This is a genomic window from Robertmurraya korlensis NBRC 107688 (assembly GCF_001591645.1).
In the GTDB taxonomy this organism is placed as follows: Bacteria; Bacillota; Bacilli; order Bacillales; family Cytobacillaceae; genus Robertmurraya_A.
Genome location: NZ_BCVH01000002.1, coordinates 308,558 through 329,223 on the forward strand (window position 1 = coordinate 308,558; position 20,666 = coordinate 329,223).

Annotated in this window: 19 protein-coding genes; 5 read left to right on the forward strand and 14 right to left on the reverse strand. The window is 38.4% G+C overall.

Annotated elements, in window-relative coordinates; genetic code table 11:
* Window positions 1-2 precede the first annotated feature (2 nt).
* Together BKO01S_RS06360 and sppA are read right to left on the reverse strand one after the other, a co-directional pair.
* A complete protein-coding gene (locus tag BKO01S_RS06360) occupies window positions 3-392 on the reverse strand; it encodes an RDD family protein (protein WP_439951033.1) in 390 nt (129 codons plus the stop codon).
* A gap of 106 nt (window positions 393-498) precedes the next feature.
* On the reverse strand, window positions 499-1,509 hold the full coding sequence (sppA, locus tag BKO01S_RS06365) for a signal peptide peptidase SppA (RefSeq protein ID WP_066050485.1): 1,011 nt from the start codon (window positions 1,507-1,509) through the stop codon (window positions 499-501).
* Between the two features lie 145 nt (window positions 1,510-1,654).
* Between sppA and BKO01S_RS06370 the strand changes: the two genes are divergently transcribed.
* Together BKO01S_RS06370 and BKO01S_RS06375 are read left to right on the forward strand one after the other, a co-directional pair.
* On the forward strand, window positions 1,655-2,455 hold the full coding sequence (locus BKO01S_RS06370) for an NAD kinase (protein WP_066050488.1): 801 nt from the start codon (window positions 1,655-1,657) through the stop codon (window positions 2,453-2,455).
* Between the two features lie 65 nt (window positions 2,456-2,520).
* Window positions 2,521-3,423, forward strand: coding sequence for a nuclease-related domain-containing protein (locus BKO01S_RS06375; RefSeq protein ID WP_066050490.1), 903 nt, complete (start codon window positions 2,521-2,523; stop codon window positions 3,421-3,423).
* Window positions 3,424-3,964: 541 nt separating this feature from the next.
* On the opposite strand, the gene rarD is transcribed toward BKO01S_RS06375, so the two are convergent.
* The 6 genes from rarD to ezrA form a co-directional block, all read right to left on the reverse strand.
* Window positions 3,965-4,891, reverse strand: a complete 927-nt coding sequence (rarD, locus tag BKO01S_RS06380; protein ID WP_066050494.1) for an EamA family transporter RarD — start codon at window positions 4,889-4,891, stop codon at window positions 3,965-3,967.
* A gap of 123 nt (window positions 4,892-5,014) precedes the next feature.
* Window positions 5,015-6,601, reverse strand: coding sequence for an acyl-CoA synthetase MbcS (gene mbcS, locus BKO01S_RS06385; RefSeq protein WP_066050497.1), 1,587 nt, complete (start codon window positions 6,599-6,601; stop codon window positions 5,015-5,017).
* Between the two features lie 160 nt (window positions 6,602-6,761).
* Window positions 6,762-6,965 carry an alpha/beta-type small acid-soluble spore protein gene (locus BKO01S_RS06390; protein ID WP_066050500.1) on the reverse strand — a complete coding sequence of 68 codons (204 nt, stop codon included), beginning with the start codon at window positions 6,963-6,965 and terminating at the stop codon, window positions 6,762-6,764.
* 84 nt (window positions 6,966-7,049) lie between these two features.
* On the reverse strand, window positions 7,050-8,261 hold the full coding sequence (gene thiI / locus BKO01S_RS06395) for a tRNA uracil 4-sulfurtransferase ThiI (RefSeq protein WP_066050504.1): 1,212 nt from the start codon (window positions 8,259-8,261) through the stop codon (window positions 7,050-7,052).
* Window positions 8,261-9,403 carry a cysteine desulfurase family protein gene (locus BKO01S_RS06400; RefSeq protein WP_066050508.1) on the reverse strand — a complete coding sequence of 381 codons (1,143 nt, stop codon included), beginning with the start codon at window positions 9,401-9,403 and terminating at the stop codon, window positions 8,261-8,263. The genes thiI and BKO01S_RS06400 overlap by 1 nt, the downstream gene beginning before the upstream one ends.
* Before the next feature lie 115 nt (window positions 9,404-9,518).
* Window positions 9,519-11,216, reverse strand: a complete 1,698-nt coding sequence (gene ezrA, locus BKO01S_RS06405; protein WP_066050511.1) for a septation ring formation regulator EzrA — start codon at window positions 11,214-11,216, stop codon at window positions 9,519-9,521.
* A gap of 221 nt (window positions 11,217-11,437) precedes the next feature.
* Here ezrA and hisJ point away from each other — a divergent pair, with 221 nt between their 5' ends.
* Entirely contained in the window at window positions 11,438-12,229 is a 792-nt protein-coding gene (gene hisJ / locus BKO01S_RS06410) for a histidinol-phosphatase HisJ (protein ID WP_066050515.1), read from the forward strand.
* Here the strand turns inward: hisJ and refZ are convergent.
* The gene (gene refZ / locus BKO01S_RS06415) at window positions 12,226-12,849 is read right to left on the reverse strand and encodes a forespore capture DNA-binding protein RefZ (protein WP_066050519.1); all 624 of its coding nucleotides are present in this window, start codon (window positions 12,847-12,849) and stop codon (window positions 12,226-12,228) included. The genes hisJ and refZ overlap by 4 nt on opposite strands.
* A 147-nt stretch (window positions 12,850-12,996) precedes the next feature.
* Between refZ and msrC the strand changes: the two genes are divergently transcribed.
* Window positions 12,997-13,479 (forward strand): free L-methionine (R)-S-oxide reductase MsrC, encoded by a 483-nt coding sequence (msrC, locus tag BKO01S_RS06420; protein ID WP_066050524.1) that lies wholly within the window; start codon window positions 12,997-12,999, stop codon window positions 13,477-13,479.
* Between the two features lie 25 nt (window positions 13,480-13,504).
* On the opposite strand, the gene megL is transcribed toward msrC, so the two are convergent.
* The 3 genes from megL to BKO01S_RS06435 all read right to left on the reverse strand — a co-directional run bounded on the left by megL (window position 13,505) and on the right by BKO01S_RS06435 (window position 17,342).
* Window positions 13,505-14,695, reverse strand: coding sequence for a methionine gamma-lyase (gene megL / locus BKO01S_RS06425; protein ID WP_066050526.1), 1,191 nt, complete (start codon window positions 14,693-14,695; stop codon window positions 13,505-13,507).
* 115 nt (window positions 14,696-14,810) lie between these two features.
* On the reverse strand, window positions 14,811-16,679 hold the full coding sequence (locus BKO01S_RS06430; RefSeq protein WP_066050529.1) for a sensor domain-containing diguanylate cyclase: 1,869 nt from the start codon (window positions 16,677-16,679) through the stop codon (window positions 14,811-14,813).
* An 84-nt stretch (window positions 16,680-16,763) separates the two neighbouring features.
* Window positions 16,764-17,342 (reverse strand): hypothetical protein, encoded by a 579-nt coding sequence (locus BKO01S_RS06435; protein WP_157077308.1) that lies wholly within the window; start codon window positions 17,340-17,342, stop codon window positions 16,764-16,766.
* Between the two features lie 321 nt (window positions 17,343-17,663).
* Between BKO01S_RS06435 and rpsD the strand changes: the two genes are divergently transcribed.
* Window positions 17,664-18,266, forward strand: a complete 603-nt coding sequence (gene rpsD / locus BKO01S_RS06440; RefSeq protein WP_066050535.1) for a 30S ribosomal protein S4 — start codon at window positions 17,664-17,666, stop codon at window positions 18,264-18,266.
* Window positions 18,267-18,305: 39 nt separating this feature from the next.
* On the opposite strand, the gene floT is transcribed toward rpsD, so the two are convergent.
* Both floT and BKO01S_RS06450 read right to left on the reverse strand, forming a co-directional pair.
* The gene (gene floT, locus BKO01S_RS06445) at window positions 18,306-19,817 is read right to left on the reverse strand and encodes a flotillin lipid rafts scaffold protein FloT (RefSeq protein WP_066050539.1); all 1,512 of its coding nucleotides are present in this window, start codon (window positions 19,815-19,817) and stop codon (window positions 18,306-18,308) included.
* Window positions 19,818-19,829: 12 nt separating this feature from the next.
* Window positions 19,830-20,363 carry an NfeD family protein gene (locus BKO01S_RS06450; RefSeq protein WP_066050542.1) on the reverse strand — a complete coding sequence of 178 codons (534 nt, stop codon included), beginning with the start codon at window positions 20,361-20,363 and terminating at the stop codon, window positions 19,830-19,832.
* Window positions 20,364-20,666 lie beyond the last annotated feature (303 nt).

The following is a 20,666-nucleotide window of genomic DNA, read 5'->3' on the forward strand; positions in this document are numbered from 1 at the left end:
TATTATGGCTCATGGACAACAGCCGTATCTGCAAATAAATCATGTATTCCTTGCTTCTTTGGAAGAAACGCAACAACTACATATAAGATAATGATAAATGTGGAAATAAATCTTCCAATCCACTCTCGAAAAAGCACCGAGCTCCATGTTAGCTTTTCACCACGTAAATCAATCACCCGTAACCCAAAAACCATTTTCCCTAATGTTTGACCAAAGAATTTTGTCATTAATACAAAATATCCATAAAACGTTATAGCAGTGAATATAGTAATTGGGGCAAAAAAGTCACCACTATGTAAATCTAGACCCGTTGCCCGAAAGATTGGATTGATGACAATCCGGTCAATGCTTCCAATCACAATCAGATCCAGTAAGTACGCCCAAAATCTCATCCAAAAGCCTGCAAAACGTGCATTTGAGAAAATCGTATACCCTTCTTGAGAAGGCGTTGATTGTCCTTCAAATTCTAATTGATTGTTATCCATACGGTCACCCTCTTTATTCCGAATACATATACATTAGTCTTGGAGAATTAGGCTGTGACAATAGCTTCATTAAACCAGTCATCTCTAAATCTTTTCCCACCATTTTACTAGCTGTCATACTAAATAATGAACCAAAACCAAAATTCTCACTATAGCTAACTACCTGTGCCCCAGCTAACTTTTCATTTTTCTTCATCGCTTCTACTACATCTTCAAAGTATCCAAAATCGTCAATTAAACCAAGTTCTTTTGCTTGCCTTCCGTCATAGATCCTACCATCTGCGATACTTCTCACTTCTTCTTCAGACAATCCTCTGCCAGATGCAATCACATCAACAAAGCCTTCATACGAGTTATTAATCATCGTTTGAAGGATATTTTTCTCCTCTTCTGTCATTTCTCTTGAAGGACTCATAATATCCTTATACTCACCACTTTTAATCGTTACAAATTCTACACCATATTTTTCAGCTAATCCTGCGTAATTAACTCCTTGCATAATTACTCCTAATGAGCCTGTTAATGTTTCAGGACTTGCGTAAATCTTATCAGCTGGTGCAGATATATAATACCCCCCTGAAGCCGCCATCGAACCCATAGATATGTAGATAGGTTTCTTGGTTTCTTCTGAAATTTCAACAAGCTTGTCATGGATCTCCGCACTTTCAACCACTCCACCACCAGGAGAATTGACTTTTAGAATAATGGCTTTAACATCTTTATCTTCTTTTACATGTTCCAGGTTTTCCATAAATGCTGAATGATTATATCCAGGTGATTGGAAAAATGATGTTACATCCCCTGTATCTTGTATCGCCCCATTTACTTCTAACACAGCAATTTTCTTAGATGCATTTCCTTCCTCGATAACTTCCTCGATAAAAGGTTCCTCTGCCGCTGAAAACACCTCTGTCCATGAGCTCTCGATATTGCTAAATGCCATCGATGAGAGTGTATTTGTCACCCAAGAAATAAATAATAGTACCGCAGCAATCACAATTGCTGCCCAACGCTTTCCATTCATCTATGATCCTCCTTTTTCCGCTTCCTTTACTATTACGGTTCTCCTTTTAAAATGTTTCAAAAACAGGTAAACTAATTTCTGTAGCCTACATTTTAACAAAATAATGATATAGTGGTAAATCTATACTTATTTGGAGGAATATACAATGCCTAACCGTCGAAATATTTATTTCTATCACAAAAAAGATTCGGATATGTTAGAAACGGTTTCACCACTCTATGAGCTTGCAGCAAAACAAGGATTTACGGTAGTCAAAGACCACAAAGACGCGAATATCGTTGTAAGTGTTGGTGGTGATGGAACGTTCTTACAAGCAGTTAGAAAAACCGGCTTTCGTGAAGACTGCCTATACGCAGGTATTTCTACAACTGAAAGTTTAAAAGTCTATTGTGACTTCCATATCAATGAAACAGATAAAATGATTGAGGCTACAACAAATGAACAAATAGAAGTAAGACGCTATCCAACCATTGATGTTTTGGTTGATGGACAAATGTCCTTCCAATGTTTGAATGAGTTTAGTATTCGCTCTTCTATTATTAAGACATTCGTTCTTGAAGTATTTATCGATGATCTTCACTTTGAAACCTTCCGAGGAGACGGGATGATTGTTTCCACACCGACCGGAAGTACAGCATACAGCAAATCGGTTAATGGGGCTGTTGTAGACCCATTCTTGCCTTCTATCCAAGTAAGTGAGCTTGCTTCCTTAAATACGAATTATTACCGAACACTCGGCTCTCCCTTTATCTTAAGCGGAGAAAGAAAGCTTTCTTTACGAGTCGTACAAGATGGAAATGATCACCCAACCATGGGCATGGACAATGAGGCCCTCAGCTTACAACATGTTGAGAGAGTCGATATTAAACTTAGTGAAAAAAGAATTAAAACGGTTAAACTGAAGGACAATTCCTTCTGGGAAAAAGTGCAGAGAACATTTTTATAATTTTTTATGGGGGCTTCTATCAGATGGTGGACATGCCCCCTCTAAATTTAGAAAGGTGGAAAAAGATGATTTTGAAACAACGATCCATCCCAGAAGAACTTTTGATACTTAGGTACTTGCGGGGGCGGCTGAAGGATTTAGATGAAGACCACTTAAAGATATTAGAAAAAGGATTTGCCGGTGAGTTACAGTGGGACACCATTGTAACAGATGCATTAACCTCTTCCCGTTCCCTGCTATTAAATGATTTATTACTCACAAGTGGTGGACAAATGTTTCAGATTGATTCCTTGCTTCTCAGTAAGAAGTTTACCATTTTTGAAGTGAAGAATTATGATGGCGAGTACTTTGTGGAAAATGATAGGTGGTATACGATCACAAAAACTGAAATCCAAAATCCCCTCATTCAACTTCATCGAACCGAAACAGCCTTCCGTCGCCTATTAAGAGATCTTGGCATCCACATTCCCGTTGAGGCATATGTAGTCTTTGTAAACCCCGAGTTCACCCTATTCCACGCACCCTATCACCCATCCATATTACTTCCAAGTCAGCTAAAGAGATTCCTACAGAAAATAAAACAGGAAACCTGCGAAATAACCAATAAAGATCAGATGGTTGCGGAAAAAATTGCTTCATGTCACCTCAAAAAATCACCATATACAAGATTACCTTGCTATAGCTATGAGGATTTAGATAAAGGGATTCGTTGTGGTTGTTGTGAGCGGTTTTTGTTTCCATTAAGCCAATCGTATGTATACTGTGAAATTTGTGGAGGTAAGGAACCAGTAGAGGCTGCTGTTTTAAGAAACATTACCGAATATCAGACACTTTTCCCAGAAAAACTGGTGACAACCATCGGCATTCTTAACTGGTGTGGGGGAATCGTTTCAGAGAAGGTAATTAGACGAATACTAAAGAAAAATTATAATACGAAAGGTTCAAATAGACATACTCATTTTGTTTAATCTGGCATTATTGGCCATGCTTAGTAGTGCTCTCTTACCGTTTGATACTCATTAATTACTAATAGGGCATTGAGACTGAATCTCTCTTACCATCCATCTCTGCTTCCATCACGAATGGGCACTGACAACCACTCTCTCTTACCATCCAACTCTGCTTCCATCACGAACGGGCATTGACAACCACTCTCTCTTACCATCCAACTCTGCTTCCATCACGAATGGGCATTGAGACTGCCTCTCTCTTACCATCCAGCTCTGCTTCCATCTCGAATGGGCACTGACAACCACTCTCTCTTACCATCCAACTCTGCTTCCATCACGGATGGGCACTGACAACCACTCTCTCTTACCAACCAGCTCTGCTTCCATCTCGAATGGGCACTGAGACTGCCTCTATCTTACCATTCAGCTCTGCTTCCACCACGAATGGGCACTGACAACCACTCTTTCTTACCATCCAGCCCTTAGTCCTTCACCACGGGCACTTAGTCAACCATCCTCTCAAATAAAAAGCTGACTGCCAGGCAGTCAGCTTCCTCTTTTATGCCCCAAATTTCTTCCGAAACGATCCTTGGGAGTTGGCAAATAGTTTGGTCCGGGATATGGTGTATATTGTTAATGCGGACCAGATAAAAATAAATGCCTGTAGGTGGTGCTTTGTAAAGTGCTCTCCATATACAAGAACGCCTAACAATAGGGTGATCGTTGGTGCAATGTATTGCAGCAAACCAAGCATGGATAACGGGATTTTTTGAGCCCCTTTCGCAAAATACAATAGTGGCAGAGCGGTTGCTGCACCAGCACCAATTAATAATAAATCAGTTGACACCGAACCTGAGAGCAACGCATGCTCGCCAGTAAAAAATAAGAAGACCATATAGGCTAAAGCAAACGGGGTCACCACCATTGTCTCAAGCGTTAGCCCAACAGCAGAATCAACTTTAATCATCTTCTTTGCAAGTCCATAAATCCCGAATGAAAGAGCTAAAACAATTGAAATCCATGGGAATTCCCCATATGAAATACCCAAAATAAGGACTCCAATCCCAGCAATAATAAAGGAAGCATATTGTGCGGGAGAAAGCTTCTCCTTCAGGAAAATAACCCCCAATAGCACACTAACCAATGGGTTAATATAATAGCCCAGGCTAGCTTCAATCATTTGATGATGATTCACTGCCCATATATAGATAAACCAATTAGTACTGATTAAAAAGGATGCAATAATTAGTGCATACATTTCTTTGCGATTTTGGTTAAAGCTTTTTAGGACCGTAAATAAATTCCCCATCTTTTTTGAAAAAAATAAAACCATCATCATAAACGCGAATGACCAAAATATACGATTGGCTAAAATATCTTCTGCATTCACATGATCCAGTAGCTTCCAATAAATCGGTAGAATTCCCCATAATAAATACGAAAGGCCCGCTTGAAACGCACCTGTTTTTATTTCATTTTTCCCCATGAGTACCCTCTATTCTTTCTAGACTCGAAACATTTACTTATTATAAGGGGAAAATTCCAATCATGCTATACATTTTTTTCAAAAAAAGAGAGAAGAACCTGGATTCTTCTCTCTCTGCTACTATTAATTCTGACTTGCCAATTCCTGCTCTCTCTTCCTTAATTCAACTCGACGAATTTTCCCAGAGGTTGTTTTCGGGAGCTCTTTGATAAAGTCAATTTTCCTTGGATACTTATAAGGTGCCGTCAATTCTTTCACGTGATCTTGAAGGACACTGATAAGCTGGGAATCTTCTTCGTCTATCCCTTCTTTCAGAACAACAAAGGCTTTTACGATATTTCCTCTTACTTCATCCGGACTTGCAACCACAGCACATTCCTTTACGAATGGATGCTTTACAAGAGCATCTTCCACTTCAAATGGCCCAATCGTATAGCCAGAGCTAATAATAATATCATCGCCACGGCCTTCAAACCAGAAATAACCGTCATCATCCTTCTTTGCTTTATCACCAGTTATATAATAATTTCCTCGGAATTGCATGGCAGTTCTTTCGGCATCTTTGTAATAAGCTTTAAATAAGGCTGGGGTTTCAACATGAACGGCAATATCCCCAACTTCTCCTACCTCACATATCTCACCGTAGTCATTAATAATTTCTACGTTATTTCCAGGTGTTGGTTTGCCCATCGAACCTGCTTTTAATTCCATCCCTTTTGTAATACCTACGAGTAATGTATTTTCCGTCTGACCATATCCATCACGAACATCAAGGCCAAAATGCTTCTTAAATGTATCAATTACATTTCTATTTAATGGCTCACCCGCAGACACCGCACTATGAAGATTTTTTAATTGATACTCATGAATATTCTCTACCTTAGCCATCAAACGATATTCAGTCGGTGTACAGCAGAGTACGTTTATGTTGTAATCTTGCAATAAGTTTAAGTATTTACTTGGCTCAAACTTTCCATTGTAAACAAAGCCAGTTGCTCCTGAGCCAAGTACCGATAAGAACGGGCTCCAAATCCACTTTTGCCATCCAGGCCCCGCCGTTGCCCACACACGATTACCTTCTTCAATACAAAGCCAGTTAGGCGCTGCTGTTCTAAGATGAGCGTAAGCCCATCCGTGTGTGTGAACAACCCCTTTTGGATTCCCTGTAGTTCCTGAAGTATAAGATAAGAAAGCCATGTCTTCACTTTTGGTATTGGCTAGTTCAAGCTTTGAAGGGGCAGATTGCATTTCTTCTTCTAACGTCTTCCAACCATCCGCTTTTCCACCTATGACAAAACGAGGCATATGGTTGCACTCAACAATCCCGCTAAATTGATCAGCGTAAGGAAAATAACTTACAACTGCTTTTACATCTCCATGTTGAATTCGATATTGAAGGTCCTTTGTACGAAGCATTTCAGAGCTTGGAATTACCACCAGACCAGCTTTAAGTGCAGCGATGTATACTTGATATGCCTCAATTAATCTTGGCACCATGATGAGAACCACATCACCTTGTTTTAACCCTTCATTTAAGAAAACGTTTCCAATTTTATTTGCATTCAGTAACAAATCTTGATATGTGATTTGCTTTTTACATCCCTGCTCATCTTCCCAAATAAGCGCAACTCTTTCGTGATCGTCAGAAAACCGTTCCATTTCACTTACTAAATTATATTTTTCAGGTGCTAGTAAATCTTCTCGTTTCACTGCCTCTCCCCCTAAAATATTTTTTATGTATTTTCCCTGATGTCACATATGTTATTATACAAAATTATTTAAAAATTTAAAATTGTTTTCACAACTAATAAAAGAGGCACCCCCTGTAAGGGAATGCCTCTGTAGCCATTTCTCTATTTAGTTGGAGTGATTATTGAACTCTTCCGCTCATTGATTGTTGAGCAAATGAAACTAGGCGTTTTGTAATTTCTCCACCAACAGATCCGTTAGCACGAGAAGTTGTTTCAGCACCTAAGTTAACACCAAATTCAGAAGCGATTTCGTACTTCATTTGGTCGATTGCTTGTTGTGCACCATCTACAAGTAATTGATTTGAGTTGTTGTTGTTTGCCATGTGAATCACCTCCTTGTGAGTATAGATTGTGTCAAACACATGGCCTTCATTCAAATAATCACTTGGAAATTGTTCACAATTTCGTTAGAATAATTCTCCAAATATTTGATCCCTTTTATTGTTATCTGGTTTTATTTGAATGGTTTCAACTTTATCAACCGCTTCTTGGATTAATTGCTCAAAGTCAACAAAGCCTTCGTAGTATTGAACCTTTTCCAGCTTTGGTTTTGTTTTCGGAGCTGCGGGGACAAATATGGTACAGCAGTCCTCATAAGGCTGAATCGATATCTGGTGGGTATCAATTTTTTTGGCAATATCTATTATTTCGGATTTATCCATCGTTATTAATGGTCTTAATATTGGTGTTGATGTCACATCATTGATTGCAAGCATACTTTCTAATGTTTGACTTGCTACTTGACCCAAGCTTTCTCCGGTTATGATAGCTAACCCTTCTAATCTACGGCGAATCTCATCTGTTATTCGAAGCATCATTCGTCTCGTTGCAGTCATTGTATAGTTCTCAGGTATTTGCTTTTGTATAAGCTGCTGAATAGCGGTAAAAGGAACAATATGGAGTGTAAAGTAACCACCGTTAAGTAAGGACAACTTCTCAGCCAATTCGACAACCTTCTGTTTAGAACGCTCACTTGTAAAAGGAGGACTAAAGAAATGAACTGCCTCTAATTCAACCCCTCTTTTCATAGCCATGTAGCCGGCAACAGGGCTATCAATGCCGCCAGATAACATTAGCATTGCTTTCCCACTAGAACCGATGGGCATTCCCCCTGCTCCCATGATGGTTTCGATTGAAAGATAGACAGCTTCTACACGTACCTCAACCTGAACGTTAATGGATGGATTTTTCACATCTACTTTTAGATCAGGGACATTTTGTAAGATATGAGAACCAAGAGCATAATTTAGTTGTCCTGTATCAAGAGGGTATTCCTTATTTGCTCGCCTTGTAGAAATTTTAAAAGTATCTCCGACTTTATATTTGTTTAAAAATAGTTGCAAAGCTGCTTCCTTAATTTCCTCAAGCTCCAAGCCAGTCTTAATAACCGGACTAAACGATTGAATTCCGGGAAGAGTTTTTAACTTTTCTATAATGCCCTCACCATTTTCCCCATTTAACAAGATATACATACGGTCCCTTGTTGTCTCTATATTGATATTAGGAAATTCAGTTAGTGCACGCTTAGCACTTCTCTTTAACTTTTCAACAAACTTCGTTCGGTTTCTTCCCTTTGTTGATATTTCACCGTACCTTATTAAAATTCGATCATATTTCATTAGCTCATAACCTCTCTTAGTTCAGTAACTGTTGTTTGTATAATTGTAATTGCCTTTTTAGCCTCTTCAAGGGTGTTATCATAGGATAAGCTGAGTCGAATCGAACTTTCAGCTATCTCTTTTGACACATTCATTGCTAACAGCGTATGGCTTATCGCCTTTTTCTTAGAGGAGCAAGCACTCGTTGTCGAGACAATCAACCCCTTCTGTTCTAACGCATGTACAAATACTTCTCCTCTAAAGCCTTTGACAGAGAAATTAATGATATGCGGGGCTCGTCCCTTACTTGGAGTATGAATCACGACATCTTGAAGCTTGTGTAGTTCTTTAAGTAAATAGATTTGAACTTCGGACAGTTTTCGTAATCCTGTTTCATAACTTCTTAAAGTTAGTCGTAATGCTTTTGCCATTGAAACAACACCAGCAACATTCTCCGTTCCACTTCGGAGCTTCCATTCTTGATTGCCTCCTGAAAAAAGAGGAGAAATTTGGATTCCCTCACGTACGATTAAAACTCCTGTCCCTTTTAAGCCATGAAATTTATGTCCTGATATGGAGCACAGGTCGATTTTGTATTTTTGAATATCAAGGGCTACTTTTCCAACCCCCTGTACATAATCCACATGAAATAATATTTTCGGATAGCCTTTTAACATGTTACCAATTTCTTCGATGGGTTGAATCGTACCAACCTCATTATTCACATGCATGATGGACACTAATATCGTATCATGACAGATAGCTTCCTCTATCGCTGAAACGGAAACTCTACCTTCCTTATCAACGGGAACGACGGTTATTCGAAATCCATGCTCCTTCAGCTGTTGAAACGCCTCTCTTACGGAAGCATGTTCAACGGCCGAGGTAATGATATGTTTCCCTCGATTTCGATTCATAAGAGCTGTACCTTTAATTGCTAAGTTATTGCTCTCCGTACCTCCCGATGTAAAATAAACCTCACCCGAATTTATCTGTAATAGCTCACCTATTTGTTTCCTAGCTTGGCCTAACAGGCTCTCCGCCTCTACGCCCAATCGATGAATAGACGATGGATTGCCAAAAAAATCACTGGAAACCTTAACAAATGAATCAATAACTTCAGGAAATGGTTTGGTTGTTGCACTATTATCAAAATAGATCATGTATGAAAACCCCTTTAACTACCAATCACGCGTAAACTCAACTTATAATGTTATCATATAATTCAGAAACAGGAAAACAACTAGAAAAAGACCGCTTAAAAGCGATCTTTTTAATTTACACCTCTACTGTTTCTTGCAATAATGCCTCAATTCGCTTTAGTGCCCCTGGCTCAATTTCCTCAATAGACGTTGCCGCAACCTCTAACGCAGCTTGATAATCGTAGCTTCGGAATGCTAATTCAGCATCTACCAAAGCTTTTTGTACAGAAGGGTAAGTGCTACGGTACCGGTTACCATACTGAATGACCTTTTCAGATAATAGAACCGTTTCTAGAAGCTGAGAGGTATGGTCATAGACTTTATCCACCGTCATAACAGCCACCTCTAAATATTTCTGTACGGTAGGAATGTTTAAAGGTTTTTCCTCTAGTTTTATTTTTACATTTGTAATGCTTTCTCTCGCATCCTCTAATAAATAGCGATATTCTTCTGGAAGGCCAGGGATATTGCTTTTATTTACTAAACGAATGCAATCTGCAATCTTCTTGGAAAGTTCGACCACTGTTTCCCTTGCTGCAATTTCATCTTTTCTAAGTGTCTGAAGCTTTTCAGAGTATTCTTTTTGCTCTTGGTTTAACTTTTCAAGCTCAATCTTTAACTCGGCTAGCTCATCCTTTAGGATGGTTAGGGCTGTTTCATCAGCAATAATCTTGTGTTCTAATACTTCAAAACGTTTCATTAGCTGAGCAAGTTTCTTTTCAAACTGAGCTTGTCCTTCTAATTCACTCTCTTCAAGATGATAGCTTTGCTGTACTTCCTGTACTTCAAATTTCAGAACATTATTTTCCTCTTTAACTGCAAATAACATACTTTTCGTTGGCTGTTCGTTTTCAATAACAAACTGTTTGGCATTTACTTCTTGCTCCAATAGGTCATAAATGACATCAATTTGTTCCTTCACTTCATCTATTTTCTTTTCAAGCTCATCAATCTCGGTTTTTTCAATTAACTCCAAACAGTTACTTACTTCTGATTGAAGGTTTTCTAACTCCTCTTCAAAATGAAGATGTTCAAGAGGATACCCTTGATTTTGCATCTCACGGAATCCGTCTCTAAGATTCTCGATCTCAGAGGGAATACTTGTCTGACATTCTATGAGGAGATTAGGTATAGCATCCATCTTTTTACTCAAATCATCTGTCTTTGATTGAATCAATAGAACAACCTCACGAGCTTGTAAATAATCGCCGTTCTCTGTTCGCTCCTCAAAATTAGTAAAGCAAGCTACGATTTCATCAAGAAGGATTTCTAATTTCGCTTCTGCGCGACCAAAATTGTGTCGATGGGCAAGAAGCGTTTTCCGGCGCTCACGATACACCTCTTTTAACTCTTCAATTTCTATTCTATTTTTCTCTTCACTTCCAACGAGTTCATTAATTTCATCAAGTAACTTCTGAATCTTCTCTTCCGTTTCTTTTAGATGCGCATCAATAGCCCGCTGTACTTGCTTCGCTTTATTAAAGCGATAGCGGTCAATAAACTCCTCCGCATCAAAAAGATACTCTTCTACCTCTGGAAGCTGACTGGTGACGATGTCATCCCAATCATTTCTCCAATTCTCAAACAGTTCTTCTGTTTCACCTGTCATATTCAATTGTTTTACCTTTGACATCTCATCAAGGACTGGGCGATTCGTAATATCAATTTTCCAGTTCTCCAAACGGTCAATTTCTTTATAAAGCTGTTTTTTCATCGTATATCCAATCACGTACAGAGCTAGTAATAGAACTAAGCCCCCGATTATGTACTCCATGTTAAGCCCCCTGTTCTAATCCGAGCTACATTTATCTTTTCTATCATAAAGGTTCATATAAATGTATTTTCAATGCTATTATGATACCATGTAAACGACATTTTTTGACTATTAATTTCAAATTTTTTGTACTAAAATTTATTTATAATCACTTTCGCTACATTACACCCTTTTTTTCGACAAATACTGCATTTATTCATAGACAAGGAGGTTTTCTTCTCATGCGTGATGGGCATGTTCATTCAAAGTTTTGCCCCCATGGGTCAAATGATGCTTTTCAAACCTATATAGAGCATGCGATGGAACTTGGGATAACCGAAATCTCATTTACGGAGCACGCACCTCTTCCTGTTGGATTTATCGACCCAACTCCCCTTCAAGACAGCGCCATGAAAGCGGAGGATTTACCAATCTATTTGGAAGAGTTAGCCATTCTAAGAGACAAATATAAAGGAAAAATCACCATACATACAGGACTAGAAGTAGATTTCATCGAGGGATTTGAGAGTGAAACAACAGCTTTTCTGAACAAATATGGCTCTTATTTAAGTGATAGTATTTTGTCCGTCCACTTTTTAAAGCATGAAGGAAAGTATGATTGTTTAGACTATAGCCCTGATGTGTTTGGTGAGATGATCATGCGTTATGGAGGAATAGAAAAAGTGTATGAATGCTATTACCAAACACTTTTATTATCCATAAGATCCAATTTAGGAAGCTTCAAACCTAAGCGCATCGGACATATGACATTAGTGAATAAATTCCAAAAAAAATATCCTTGTCCGGTTAGCTTTAACAAGGAAATACGAAATATTTTAAAAGAAGTTAAAGAAAGAGATTACGAGCTCGATTATAACGGAGCTGGAACAGCTAAGCCCTTATGTCGGGAGCCATATCCACCAACTGCAATCGCAAACCAAGCGATTCAATTCAACATTTCTATGGTTTATGGGTCGGATGCTCACCAAGCAAAGGAGCTTTTTCAAGGTTACGAGCAGTTACTGAAGGGTTAAAAAACTAATTCCTTTGGTTGATGTGGGCTCAATACTCCTTCAATCCAGTTATTGATTTCATCTATATATTTCTTTGTAAAGTACGGTTCATGAGGAAAGACATGGAGAACCTCTGAGAGATAATGAGTATTTAAAAAAGGCATTGATAAAAGCGATTTGAGTTGGACAATAGCAAAAGGGACAGACACCTGTCTGAATTCTCCCGTTATTATCCCTTCCTCAATGACAGCTTTAAAGTAATATTTTTCTTTTGCAAAGTAGGTACTCATAATTTCTCGGACGGTTTGGGAATCAAGGGACATTTCTCTTAAAATTAATCTTGTAAGCTGCATATTTTCAGTATGATAATTAATAATACTTTCAGCCATTTTCTGTAGGGTAGCTTTTGCACCTTGGTCAATACATAAAAATGCCGTCTCAAGCTCTGTAAGATACGCTTCAAAATACTTTAAAAAGCAATACTCAAGTAGACCGTGTTTATTCTGGAAATAATAGGAGATGTTAGAGACGTTGCTGTTTGCCTTCTGGGCAATATCTCGAATTGTAGTTCCTGAAAACCCCTTCGTATTAAAAAGATAAATTGCTGCCTCAACAATGGAATCCTTTGAATTTTTTTTCATATGATCCACCTCCATCTCTAAATCCACAGAAAATAGCCCTACCTAAACAATTCTTTATCGACATTCCTTCTCCTGTATAAAAAACTCGACAAAGTCCCCTGATTTTCGCTAAAATATGATAATTACCTAAGTTTTGGAGGGAAGATAATGTTTGCAGTAAATAACTATACAGGAACACGTGAGGAAAATTATCGTGTTTTAATAAAACAGCTAAAAGCTCTTCTTGAAGGAGAAACAAATTCAATTGCGAACTTGAGCAATGCTTCATCCCTATTAAATCAATTTTTATCTGACGTCAATTGGGTCGGTTTTTATTTAATGGACGGCGACAAAGAACTAGTGCTTGGACCATTCCAGGGCTTACCTGCATGTGTAAGAATTCCTCTTGGTAGAGGTGTATGCGGAACTAGCGCGAAGGAAAGAAAGACCGTGTTAGTTGAAGATGTTCATGAGTTTCCTGGACATATTGCTTGTGATGCCGCTTCACAAGCAGAGATTGTTGTACCAATTATTAAAGATGGGCAACTTCTTGGAGTTCTAGATATTGACTCACCTAGTAAGGCCCGTTTTGACGAATTAGATCAAAAAATGCTTGAACTATTTGTTGATGAATTAATTAACCACCTATAAAAGAGGCAGATATCTGCCTCTTTATTTATATGATGAACCGCAAAGCTTGATCTAAATCCTCCTGAATATCTTCCCATGCTTCTAATCCAACCGATAGACGTATCAAATTATCTTCTATCCCCATCTTTTCTCTCTCTTCTTTTGGTACGACGGAGTGGGTCATTGTTACCGGGTGCTGTATTAATGTTTCAGCATCACCTAGACTAACGGCAATTCTTATTAATTTTAACCGGTTCATAAACTTCTGGGCTTCTTCCTTTCCTCCATGCAAAGTAAAAGAAAGTAATCCACCTGCTTGGCGCATTTGCTTTTTCATGATTAAAAAGTCTGGGTGCTTACGGTCTCCTGGATAAAAGACTTCCTTAACAGCCCTATGATCATTCAAAAACGAGTATATCCTTCTAGCATTCTCACAATGACGATCCATTCTTACTGGCAAGGTTTTCAATCCTCTTAATAGCAACCATGCATCAAATGGAGAAATAATGCCTCCGTAATCTTTTTGTGTTGTCATTGCAACCTCATGTAGATAATCACGTTTTCCGACAACGATGCCAGCAATTACATCTCCATGACCACAAATATATTTTGTTGCACTATGAACTACAACATCACACCCAAGCTCTAGAGGTGTCTGCAAATAAGGGGAACAAAACGTATTATCTACAACAACCGGAATGCCTTTTTCTTTTCCAACAGATGCAACCATTTCAAGGTCAACAAGCTTCATCGTTGGATTGATTGGCGTTTCCACATAAATACACTTTGTCTCAGGTTTGATGGCTTGTAAAAGCTGTTCCCTTGTCTTCATCTCAGAAAAGGTGTAGGTGATTTGATATTTATTATTTAGCATCTTTAATAAGCCAAACGTACACCCATATACCCCCTGCGAACAGAGAACATGATCACCTGCTTTTGTAAGGGAAACTAAAACAGCTGAAACAGCAGCCATTCCTGAACCAAACGCAAGAGCAGCTTCCCCCTTCTCTATTGCTGCCATTCTTTCTTCTAAAATAGTAACGGTTGGATTACCTAGACGGGAGTAGATATATCCAGTTTCTTCACCAGCAAACCTCTTTTCCCCTTGCTCCGCACTAGAAAAACAATAAGTAGATGTTTGAAAAAGAGGTGGAACTAAGCTGCCTTCAAATGAACCTGCCTCATAGCCATGGTGGATCACATCCGTTTCAAACCTTAAAGATTTCTTCTCTCCCATATGCTCCTCCTTTGTGTAACCGCTTTCAATATTTTCGTACATCCTTCCCTATTAGCATATGTGACCCCTACCCATTTGGAAAGTAAAAAGAAGCTCGAATTTTTGAGCTCCTTTTCTAAAGAGATGGTAACTTTTCTTGCACGACTACTCGATCCTTGCCCGTATCCTTGGCCACATATAGGGCAGTATCTGCTCGCTTAAACAGGTTTGTGAAATTATCTGGATTGTCCACATTCCAATACGAGACACCACAGGAAATGGTTATAGATGGTTTAGATAATTCCCTTACTTTATCTACTAAACGGTTGGCAATACTGATTCCAGCATCAAGTGGAATACGAGGTAAATAAACAGCTAGCTCCTCTCCACCCCAACGGGCACCAATATCGCTGTCTCTTATATTACTTTTTATTATTTCGGCTACTTGGATAAGGATTTCATCCCCTACTTGATGACCAAACTTGTCGTTAACACATTTAAAATTATCAATATCAATTAAAAGGAATGTTCCTTGCTGATCCTCAACTAGTGATTCATGAACCTGAGTATCTAGGTAGTTCCTTGAATAAAGCTTTGTTAAATGATCAGTAACAACCATTTTCTCTAATTCTTCTCTAAGCATTGAGTTCGTAAACGCTAAGGTAGAATGATGAATTAATGACTGCAGCAATTTAAAGGTTTCAAAAGAAAAGTGATATGGCTCTCTGTGCATAACGAGAGCTAGCCCTTTAATTAATCCGGATTGCACCATCGGAACCGCCATAATCGAGCGATACCTTTTCATATCTTTATCAAGTTTTATTTCTACATCCCCCATAAAAATGGAGTCCTTTTCTTTTTTCAATCTTTCAACTACGTAATAAACGTATACCATGGAATCATCCGTTTCAAAAAATGGAGTCGAACCCGCTAATACGCTAATTGGTTTTAAATCTGGTGAAACCAACACAAAGCATACTTCTTCGGCATCAAATGACTGTACAATTTGTTCCGTCATATACGACATCGTTTCGGTTAATCGCAAATTAGAATTTAACCGATGAGAGGTCTCATTGATCAATTGAAGGTCTGCAATTAATCGTTTGGATTGCTGATAGAGCTGTGCATTTTCAAGCGCAGAACCAGCCGTATTTGCCAATAATTTTATAAATTCTACTTCGTTACTAGGAAACGTTAACGTGTCTGGAGCAATTACTTGAAGCACACCATATACACCTTGTTTCCCTTTTAGCGGTGCATAAAGAACAGAACGTCGTTCAGTCAATGAGTCTTCCATTTGAATGGTACCAGTTAAATATGCCTCCATAGCAGCTATATTTTCACTATCGTACTCCAAATCCTTAATTGGGAGCTCACTATGATTGTCATTGTCATGGGATAACATGAGATAGTACGTAAAACTCGGATATTCTTCCTGAAGCGTATAGATAATCTCACCTAACACAGCCTCCATATCCATTGTCGAATGAAACTTTTCGTTCACACGAAACAACTGCTTGTAACGTTTCTCTTCCATTACAATTTTGTATAATTCCTGAGCTTTCTGTACAAACGAAGTGCATACAATAGCAAATTGTTCAAACCAATCTTGATTAGAAGGGTTAATATAGGATTGATTCCCTTTTAAACATAACACACCCAAAACTTCCTCCGATTTACAAAGAGGAATAAGTACTTGGTAGTCTTTAAATCTTATGTCTGTTGGAGAAAAATCAACCGTTTTCACTAAACCTATCCATTCATTCGATAAACTAGACTGTCCTATCTGTATTTTGTTCGCATTTGTAGAAAGCCTAATCGAAACTTGGTTCTTCCAAGCTTGGCTGATGTAAATAGTAACTTCTTCAAGCTCAAGTATTTTTTGAATGGTATGAAGCATTGTCTTTATTACATCTTGATAGTGGAAAACTCCCGACTCCGTGTCGATTAGATCAAAGAACTGACTTTTAAGTGTTTCAATTGATTTTTCAGTAAAAAATCTCATTACGTCATCACCTAATACCTTAGCTAGTTTGAAACCATATCTATTCTTTATTGGTTTTCATCCCGCATGAAATTCATATCATTATTATGTTGTTGAAATTATTATTTCTTGATCGGTAACAACAAGCCAGAGTGAACCGTCCGTTGCTAAGGGATATAATTGTTTGATTTTCCGCTCTCCCAAATCCAACTGCTTGTCTTCTACTTGAACAATTGTCCGTCCTCTTTCTTCTCTTACGATGATGTTTGATTGTTCTGCAGACGTACGCTCTCTATACTTAGGTGATCGTATAGCTAGTTCAAAATCACTTGTGAAATAATTCCATTCATCATCAATTTCCACCCATATACCTTCACTCTCTTTATCCAAAGAAAGCTTCGTTGGCTTTCCCTCAAGGGTGGCGGCCTTCATTGTTTTAAACAGATAGTTATTGTTTAACTGAACCTCATATTCAGCTAATATATAGTTGTTTTCTTGTTTTTTTGCTAAAACGATGATAGGATTATCTTCTTTATCTAGGCTTTGATGGAGGACTGTAACAAGTGGAGGATTACTAATTTCTTTTTGATTATTATATTTATAGTACAATGCTCCTATTGTAAAACCAATACAAATAAAAAGCAAAAGAGAACGCATTCTTCTTTCTTTCCTAGTCTCTAGCACGTAAATCACTCTTTTTCATAATAAGATTATACCATAATTACTATCTATCTTAAGATAATAACATATTCCTAAAAAATAAAATTCCCTTGACTTTCTATCATATAAAAACATATAATATTCTTTGTGTAAAATATCGCAGCATATGTGAACGCCTTTATGAATACATTTTGTTCCTCAATAGAAGGATTACCTTCTAGGATGGGGTATCGGTAACCCTTGAGCTGCTAGGGCGAAGGTACATGAAAACAAAATGGTCATACTGCTTGTGAACACTACTGTTTTTATTTTACAACAAAATAAAAACACGAGGAGGAGTCATTCATGGCTCGTTATACTGGCCCAAGCTGGAAATTATCACGTCGTCTTGGAATCTCTCTAAGCGGTACTGGTAAAGAATTAGAAAAGCGTCCTTACGCTCCTGGACAACATGGTCCAAACCAACGCAAGAAGTTATCTGAATACGGTTTACAATTACAAGAGAAGCAAAAGCTTCGTCATATGTATGGAGTAACTGAGCGTCAATTCCGTAACCTTTTTGACAAAGCAGGTAAAATCTCTGGTAAGCACGGTGAAAACTTCATGGCTCTTTTAGAGTCACGTTTAGATAACGTAGTATACCGTTTAGGTCTTGCTCGTACTCGTCGTCAAGCTCGTCAGCTTGTTAACCACGGTCACATTTTAGTAAATGGCAAGCGCGTTGATATTCCATCATTCCGCGTACTACCTGGTCAAACAATTACATTACGTGAAAAATCACGTAACCTTGACATCGTTAAAGAAGCAGTTGAAGTGAACAACTTCGTACCTGATTTCTTAACTTTCGACGCTGACAAATTAGAAGGTACATTCACTCGCTTACCTGAGCGTTCTGAATTACCAGCTGAAATCAACGAAGCTCTTATCGTTGAATTCTACTCTCGTTAATAAAAAGAGATCCAGCGAATATTCGCTGGATCTTTTTTATTATTCTGCTTTACTCTCTTTTATATCCTCTGCTAACTGATCAATACTTTGTCTAACATTCCCTTTACCTGCGAAAGTCTCTAGCAGATTTTTCACATCAATTCCTGATGAAGCTTTTAATGTTTCCTGTAAGGAAGACATCAAGTTGGTTGCATACCCAGTCACTTTATTTGCTCCGCCACCTTCACCACCACCTGTATCAACAACGGTGATTTTATCAATATTGGATAGTGGGCTTGCAATTTCCTTGGCGTATTCAGGGAGCATCCTTACAATCATATCCATAACAGCTGCTTGACCATACATATCAAATGCCTCTGCAATCTTGCGCTTCGCTTCTGCCTCAGCCAAACCTTTCAAGCGAATGATCTCAGCTTCCGCTTCCCCTTGTGCTCGCTCTGACTCAGCCTTAGCAAGTCCGTCTAAACGTACTTTTTCAGCATCCGCTTTTGCCATTGCCTCAATGCGGTATTTATTCGCATCTGCTTCGGCAAGCTGTTTTGCTTTATCAGCCGCAGCCGCTTGTTCCACCGCATAACGGTCTGCATCCGCTTTTTTCTTTACTTCAGAATCATATTGTCTTTCTCTACGCTGAATTTCTTTTTCTTCTAGTTCTATTTGCTTTTGACGCTCGATAATTTTGATTTGCATTTCATGTTCTGTAACCTCTTGCTTGGCTCTAGCCGTTTCAAGATCATACGCTTGGTCAGCTCGTGCTTTCGCAATATCCTGTTCACGACGATACTCAGCAATTTTCATTTGATTCACTTTTTCAGCCTCAGCAATTTCAGTCGCTCGTTCAATCTCTGCCTTCTGAGCGTCTTTAGCTGCTTCGGCGCGCTTGATTCGTGTTTCCTTTTCAGCTTCAGCAGTTGCAATGTCTGCATCTCTTTTTACCTGTGCAATTCTTGGTTTACCTAATGAATCCAAGTATCCGTTTTTGTCTCTTACATCCTTTATTGTAAAGGATACGATGACCAGTCCCATTTTGGCTAAGTCTTGTGATGCTACTCTTTGTACTTCTTGAGAAAACTTATCTCGATTTTTGTAAATTTCCTCTACAGTCATTGAGCCGAGGATGGAACGTAGATGTCCTTCTAAAACTTCCTTCGCTTCATTTTCTCTGTCTTCCTTCGCTTTCCCTAAAAACTGTTCCGCCGCAGTGGCGATTTCTTCGATTGATCCCCCAATCTTAATAATCGCAACCCCATCAGCCATAACAGGAACCCCTTGCTCCGTATATACTTCAGGTGTCGTCACCTCTAATTTGCTCGAAAGCAAGCTCAATGGTTCTGCTTGTTGAAACACTGGGAAAATAAATGCTCCGCCACCTCGTATAATTTTAATACGATTTCCTGACTCATCAACGTGTACATTTTTATTTCCTAAATAACTCCCCGTAACGATTAACGCTTCATCAGGTCCTGCCGTACGATATTTTGTAATGAATACAGCAATAAGTGCAATTAGTAGAAAGGCAACAATCCCCCCTACGATAAAAATGGGTAACATAGACATCTCTCCTTAAGTAAAAAATAGCTTTTCTGTTTTCTCGTAGTGTGCAACATGTAGTACTCCATCCTTTACATCAATCACTAACACCTTTTCTCCCTCAGCAATCGGTTGATTCTCAAAGCTTCTCGCTGGTTTCGAAATCGTCCCGCTACTACTTTTTAGCACAACTTCTCCAAACCCGTCTTGTGGAATGGGAATAAGCACCCTTCCCACTCTACCCTTTAATGAATCAGAAGTGTAAACTAGTGACTCCTCAGCAGATGACATAGGAACCAGTACAAAGATATTTAATAGAGTATCTAATATAAGAGCAATGACAATAGCGATGAAAAGGATTACTAAACTATTTAGCGGCGTGATTAACTCTAATAAATAACCCGAAGCTGATAAAAACGTGACAAACGCTAGAATAAGAGTTGGGTTCAAGAAATCAAGGGCGGCTTCCACAATATCACCAAAAAAGATGTACAACACCGTTAATACACCCGAGACAATCAGTGTCGTCAAATAAACTGTCTGGATTGGATAGCCAAAGAGCTCCATTTAATCACCTCTTTTATTAACTTAAATCTCCTTTCGTATGTATTTAGTAAGTAATACGATAGTTACAGAAAAAGGTTTCAAAAAATTTCCTTATGGAAGTGGCAGGTAGGAGGCCTGAATGTCAAGTTGTTCTATAAGCTATAAATACGAATGATGCTCATCCAGTAGTGGATGAACATCATTTTTTAGGTATTTACTCGATCAATTGATCTACATAACCATGATGAACTTCATTTCAAACGCTATTCCTCTACCAAATGATCTTCATAACAACGATGAACTTCATTTCGATCACTATTCTCT

What these genes read in the sequence shown, in the direction of transcription:
- BKO01S_RS06360 (WP_439951033.1), bottom strand. Translation starts at nt 392, where the DNA reads ATGAGATTTTGGGCGTACTTACTGGATCTGATTGTGATTGGAAGCATT.
- sppA (WP_066050485.1), bottom strand. Translation starts at nt 1,509, where the DNA reads ATGAATGGAAAGCGTTGGGCAGCAATTGTGATTGCTGCGGTACTATTA.
- BKO01S_RS06370 (WP_066050488.1), top strand. Translation starts at nt 1,655, where the DNA reads ATGCCTAACCGTCGAAATATTTATTTCTATCACAAAAAAGATTCGGAT.
- BKO01S_RS06375 (WP_066050490.1), top strand. Translation starts at nt 2,521, where the DNA reads ATGATTTTGAAACAACGATCCATCCCAGAAGAACTTTTGATACTTAGG.
- rarD (WP_066050494.1), bottom strand. Translation starts at nt 4,891, where the DNA reads ATGGGGAAAAATGAAATAAAAACAGGTGCGTTTCAAGCGGGCCTTTCG.
- BKO01S_RS06390 (WP_066050500.1), bottom strand. Translation starts at nt 6,965, where the DNA reads ATGGCAAACAACAACAACTCAAATCAATTACTTGTAGATGGTGCACAA.
- thiI (WP_066050504.1), bottom strand. Translation starts at nt 8,261, where the DNA reads ATGAAATATGATCGAATTTTAATAAGGTACGGTGAAATATCAACAAAG.
- BKO01S_RS06400 (WP_066050508.1), bottom strand. Translation starts at nt 9,403, where the DNA reads ATGATCTATTTTGATAATAGTGCAACAACCAAACCATTTCCTGAAGTT.
- ezrA (WP_066050511.1), bottom strand. Translation starts at nt 11,216, where the DNA reads ATGGAGTACATAATCGGGGGCTTAGTTCTATTACTAGCTCTGTACGTG.
- hisJ (WP_066050515.1), top strand. Translation starts at nt 11,438, where the DNA reads ATGCGTGATGGGCATGTTCATTCAAAGTTTTGCCCCCATGGGTCAAAT.
- refZ (WP_066050519.1), bottom strand. Translation starts at nt 12,849, where the DNA reads ATGAAAAAAAATTCAAAGGATTCCATTGTTGAGGCAGCAATTTATCTT.
- msrC (WP_066050524.1), top strand. Translation starts at nt 12,997, where the DNA reads ATGTTTGCAGTAAATAACTATACAGGAACACGTGAGGAAAATTATCGT.
- megL (WP_066050526.1), bottom strand. Translation starts at nt 14,695, where the DNA reads ATGGGAGAGAAGAAATCTTTAAGGTTTGAAACGGATGTGATCCACCAT.
- BKO01S_RS06430 (WP_066050529.1), bottom strand. Translation starts at nt 16,679, where the DNA reads ATGAGATTTTTTACTGAAAAATCAATTGAAACACTTAAAAGTCAGTTC.
- rpsD (WP_066050535.1), top strand. Translation starts at nt 17,664, where the DNA reads ATGGCTCGTTATACTGGCCCAAGCTGGAAATTATCACGTCGTCTTGGA.
- floT (WP_066050539.1), bottom strand. Translation starts at nt 19,817, where the DNA reads ATGTTACCCATTTTTATCGTAGGGGGGATTGTTGCCTTTCTACTAATT.
- BKO01S_RS06450 (WP_066050542.1), bottom strand. Translation starts at nt 20,363, where the DNA reads ATGGAGCTCTTTGGCTATCCAATCCAGACAGTTTATTTGACGACACTG.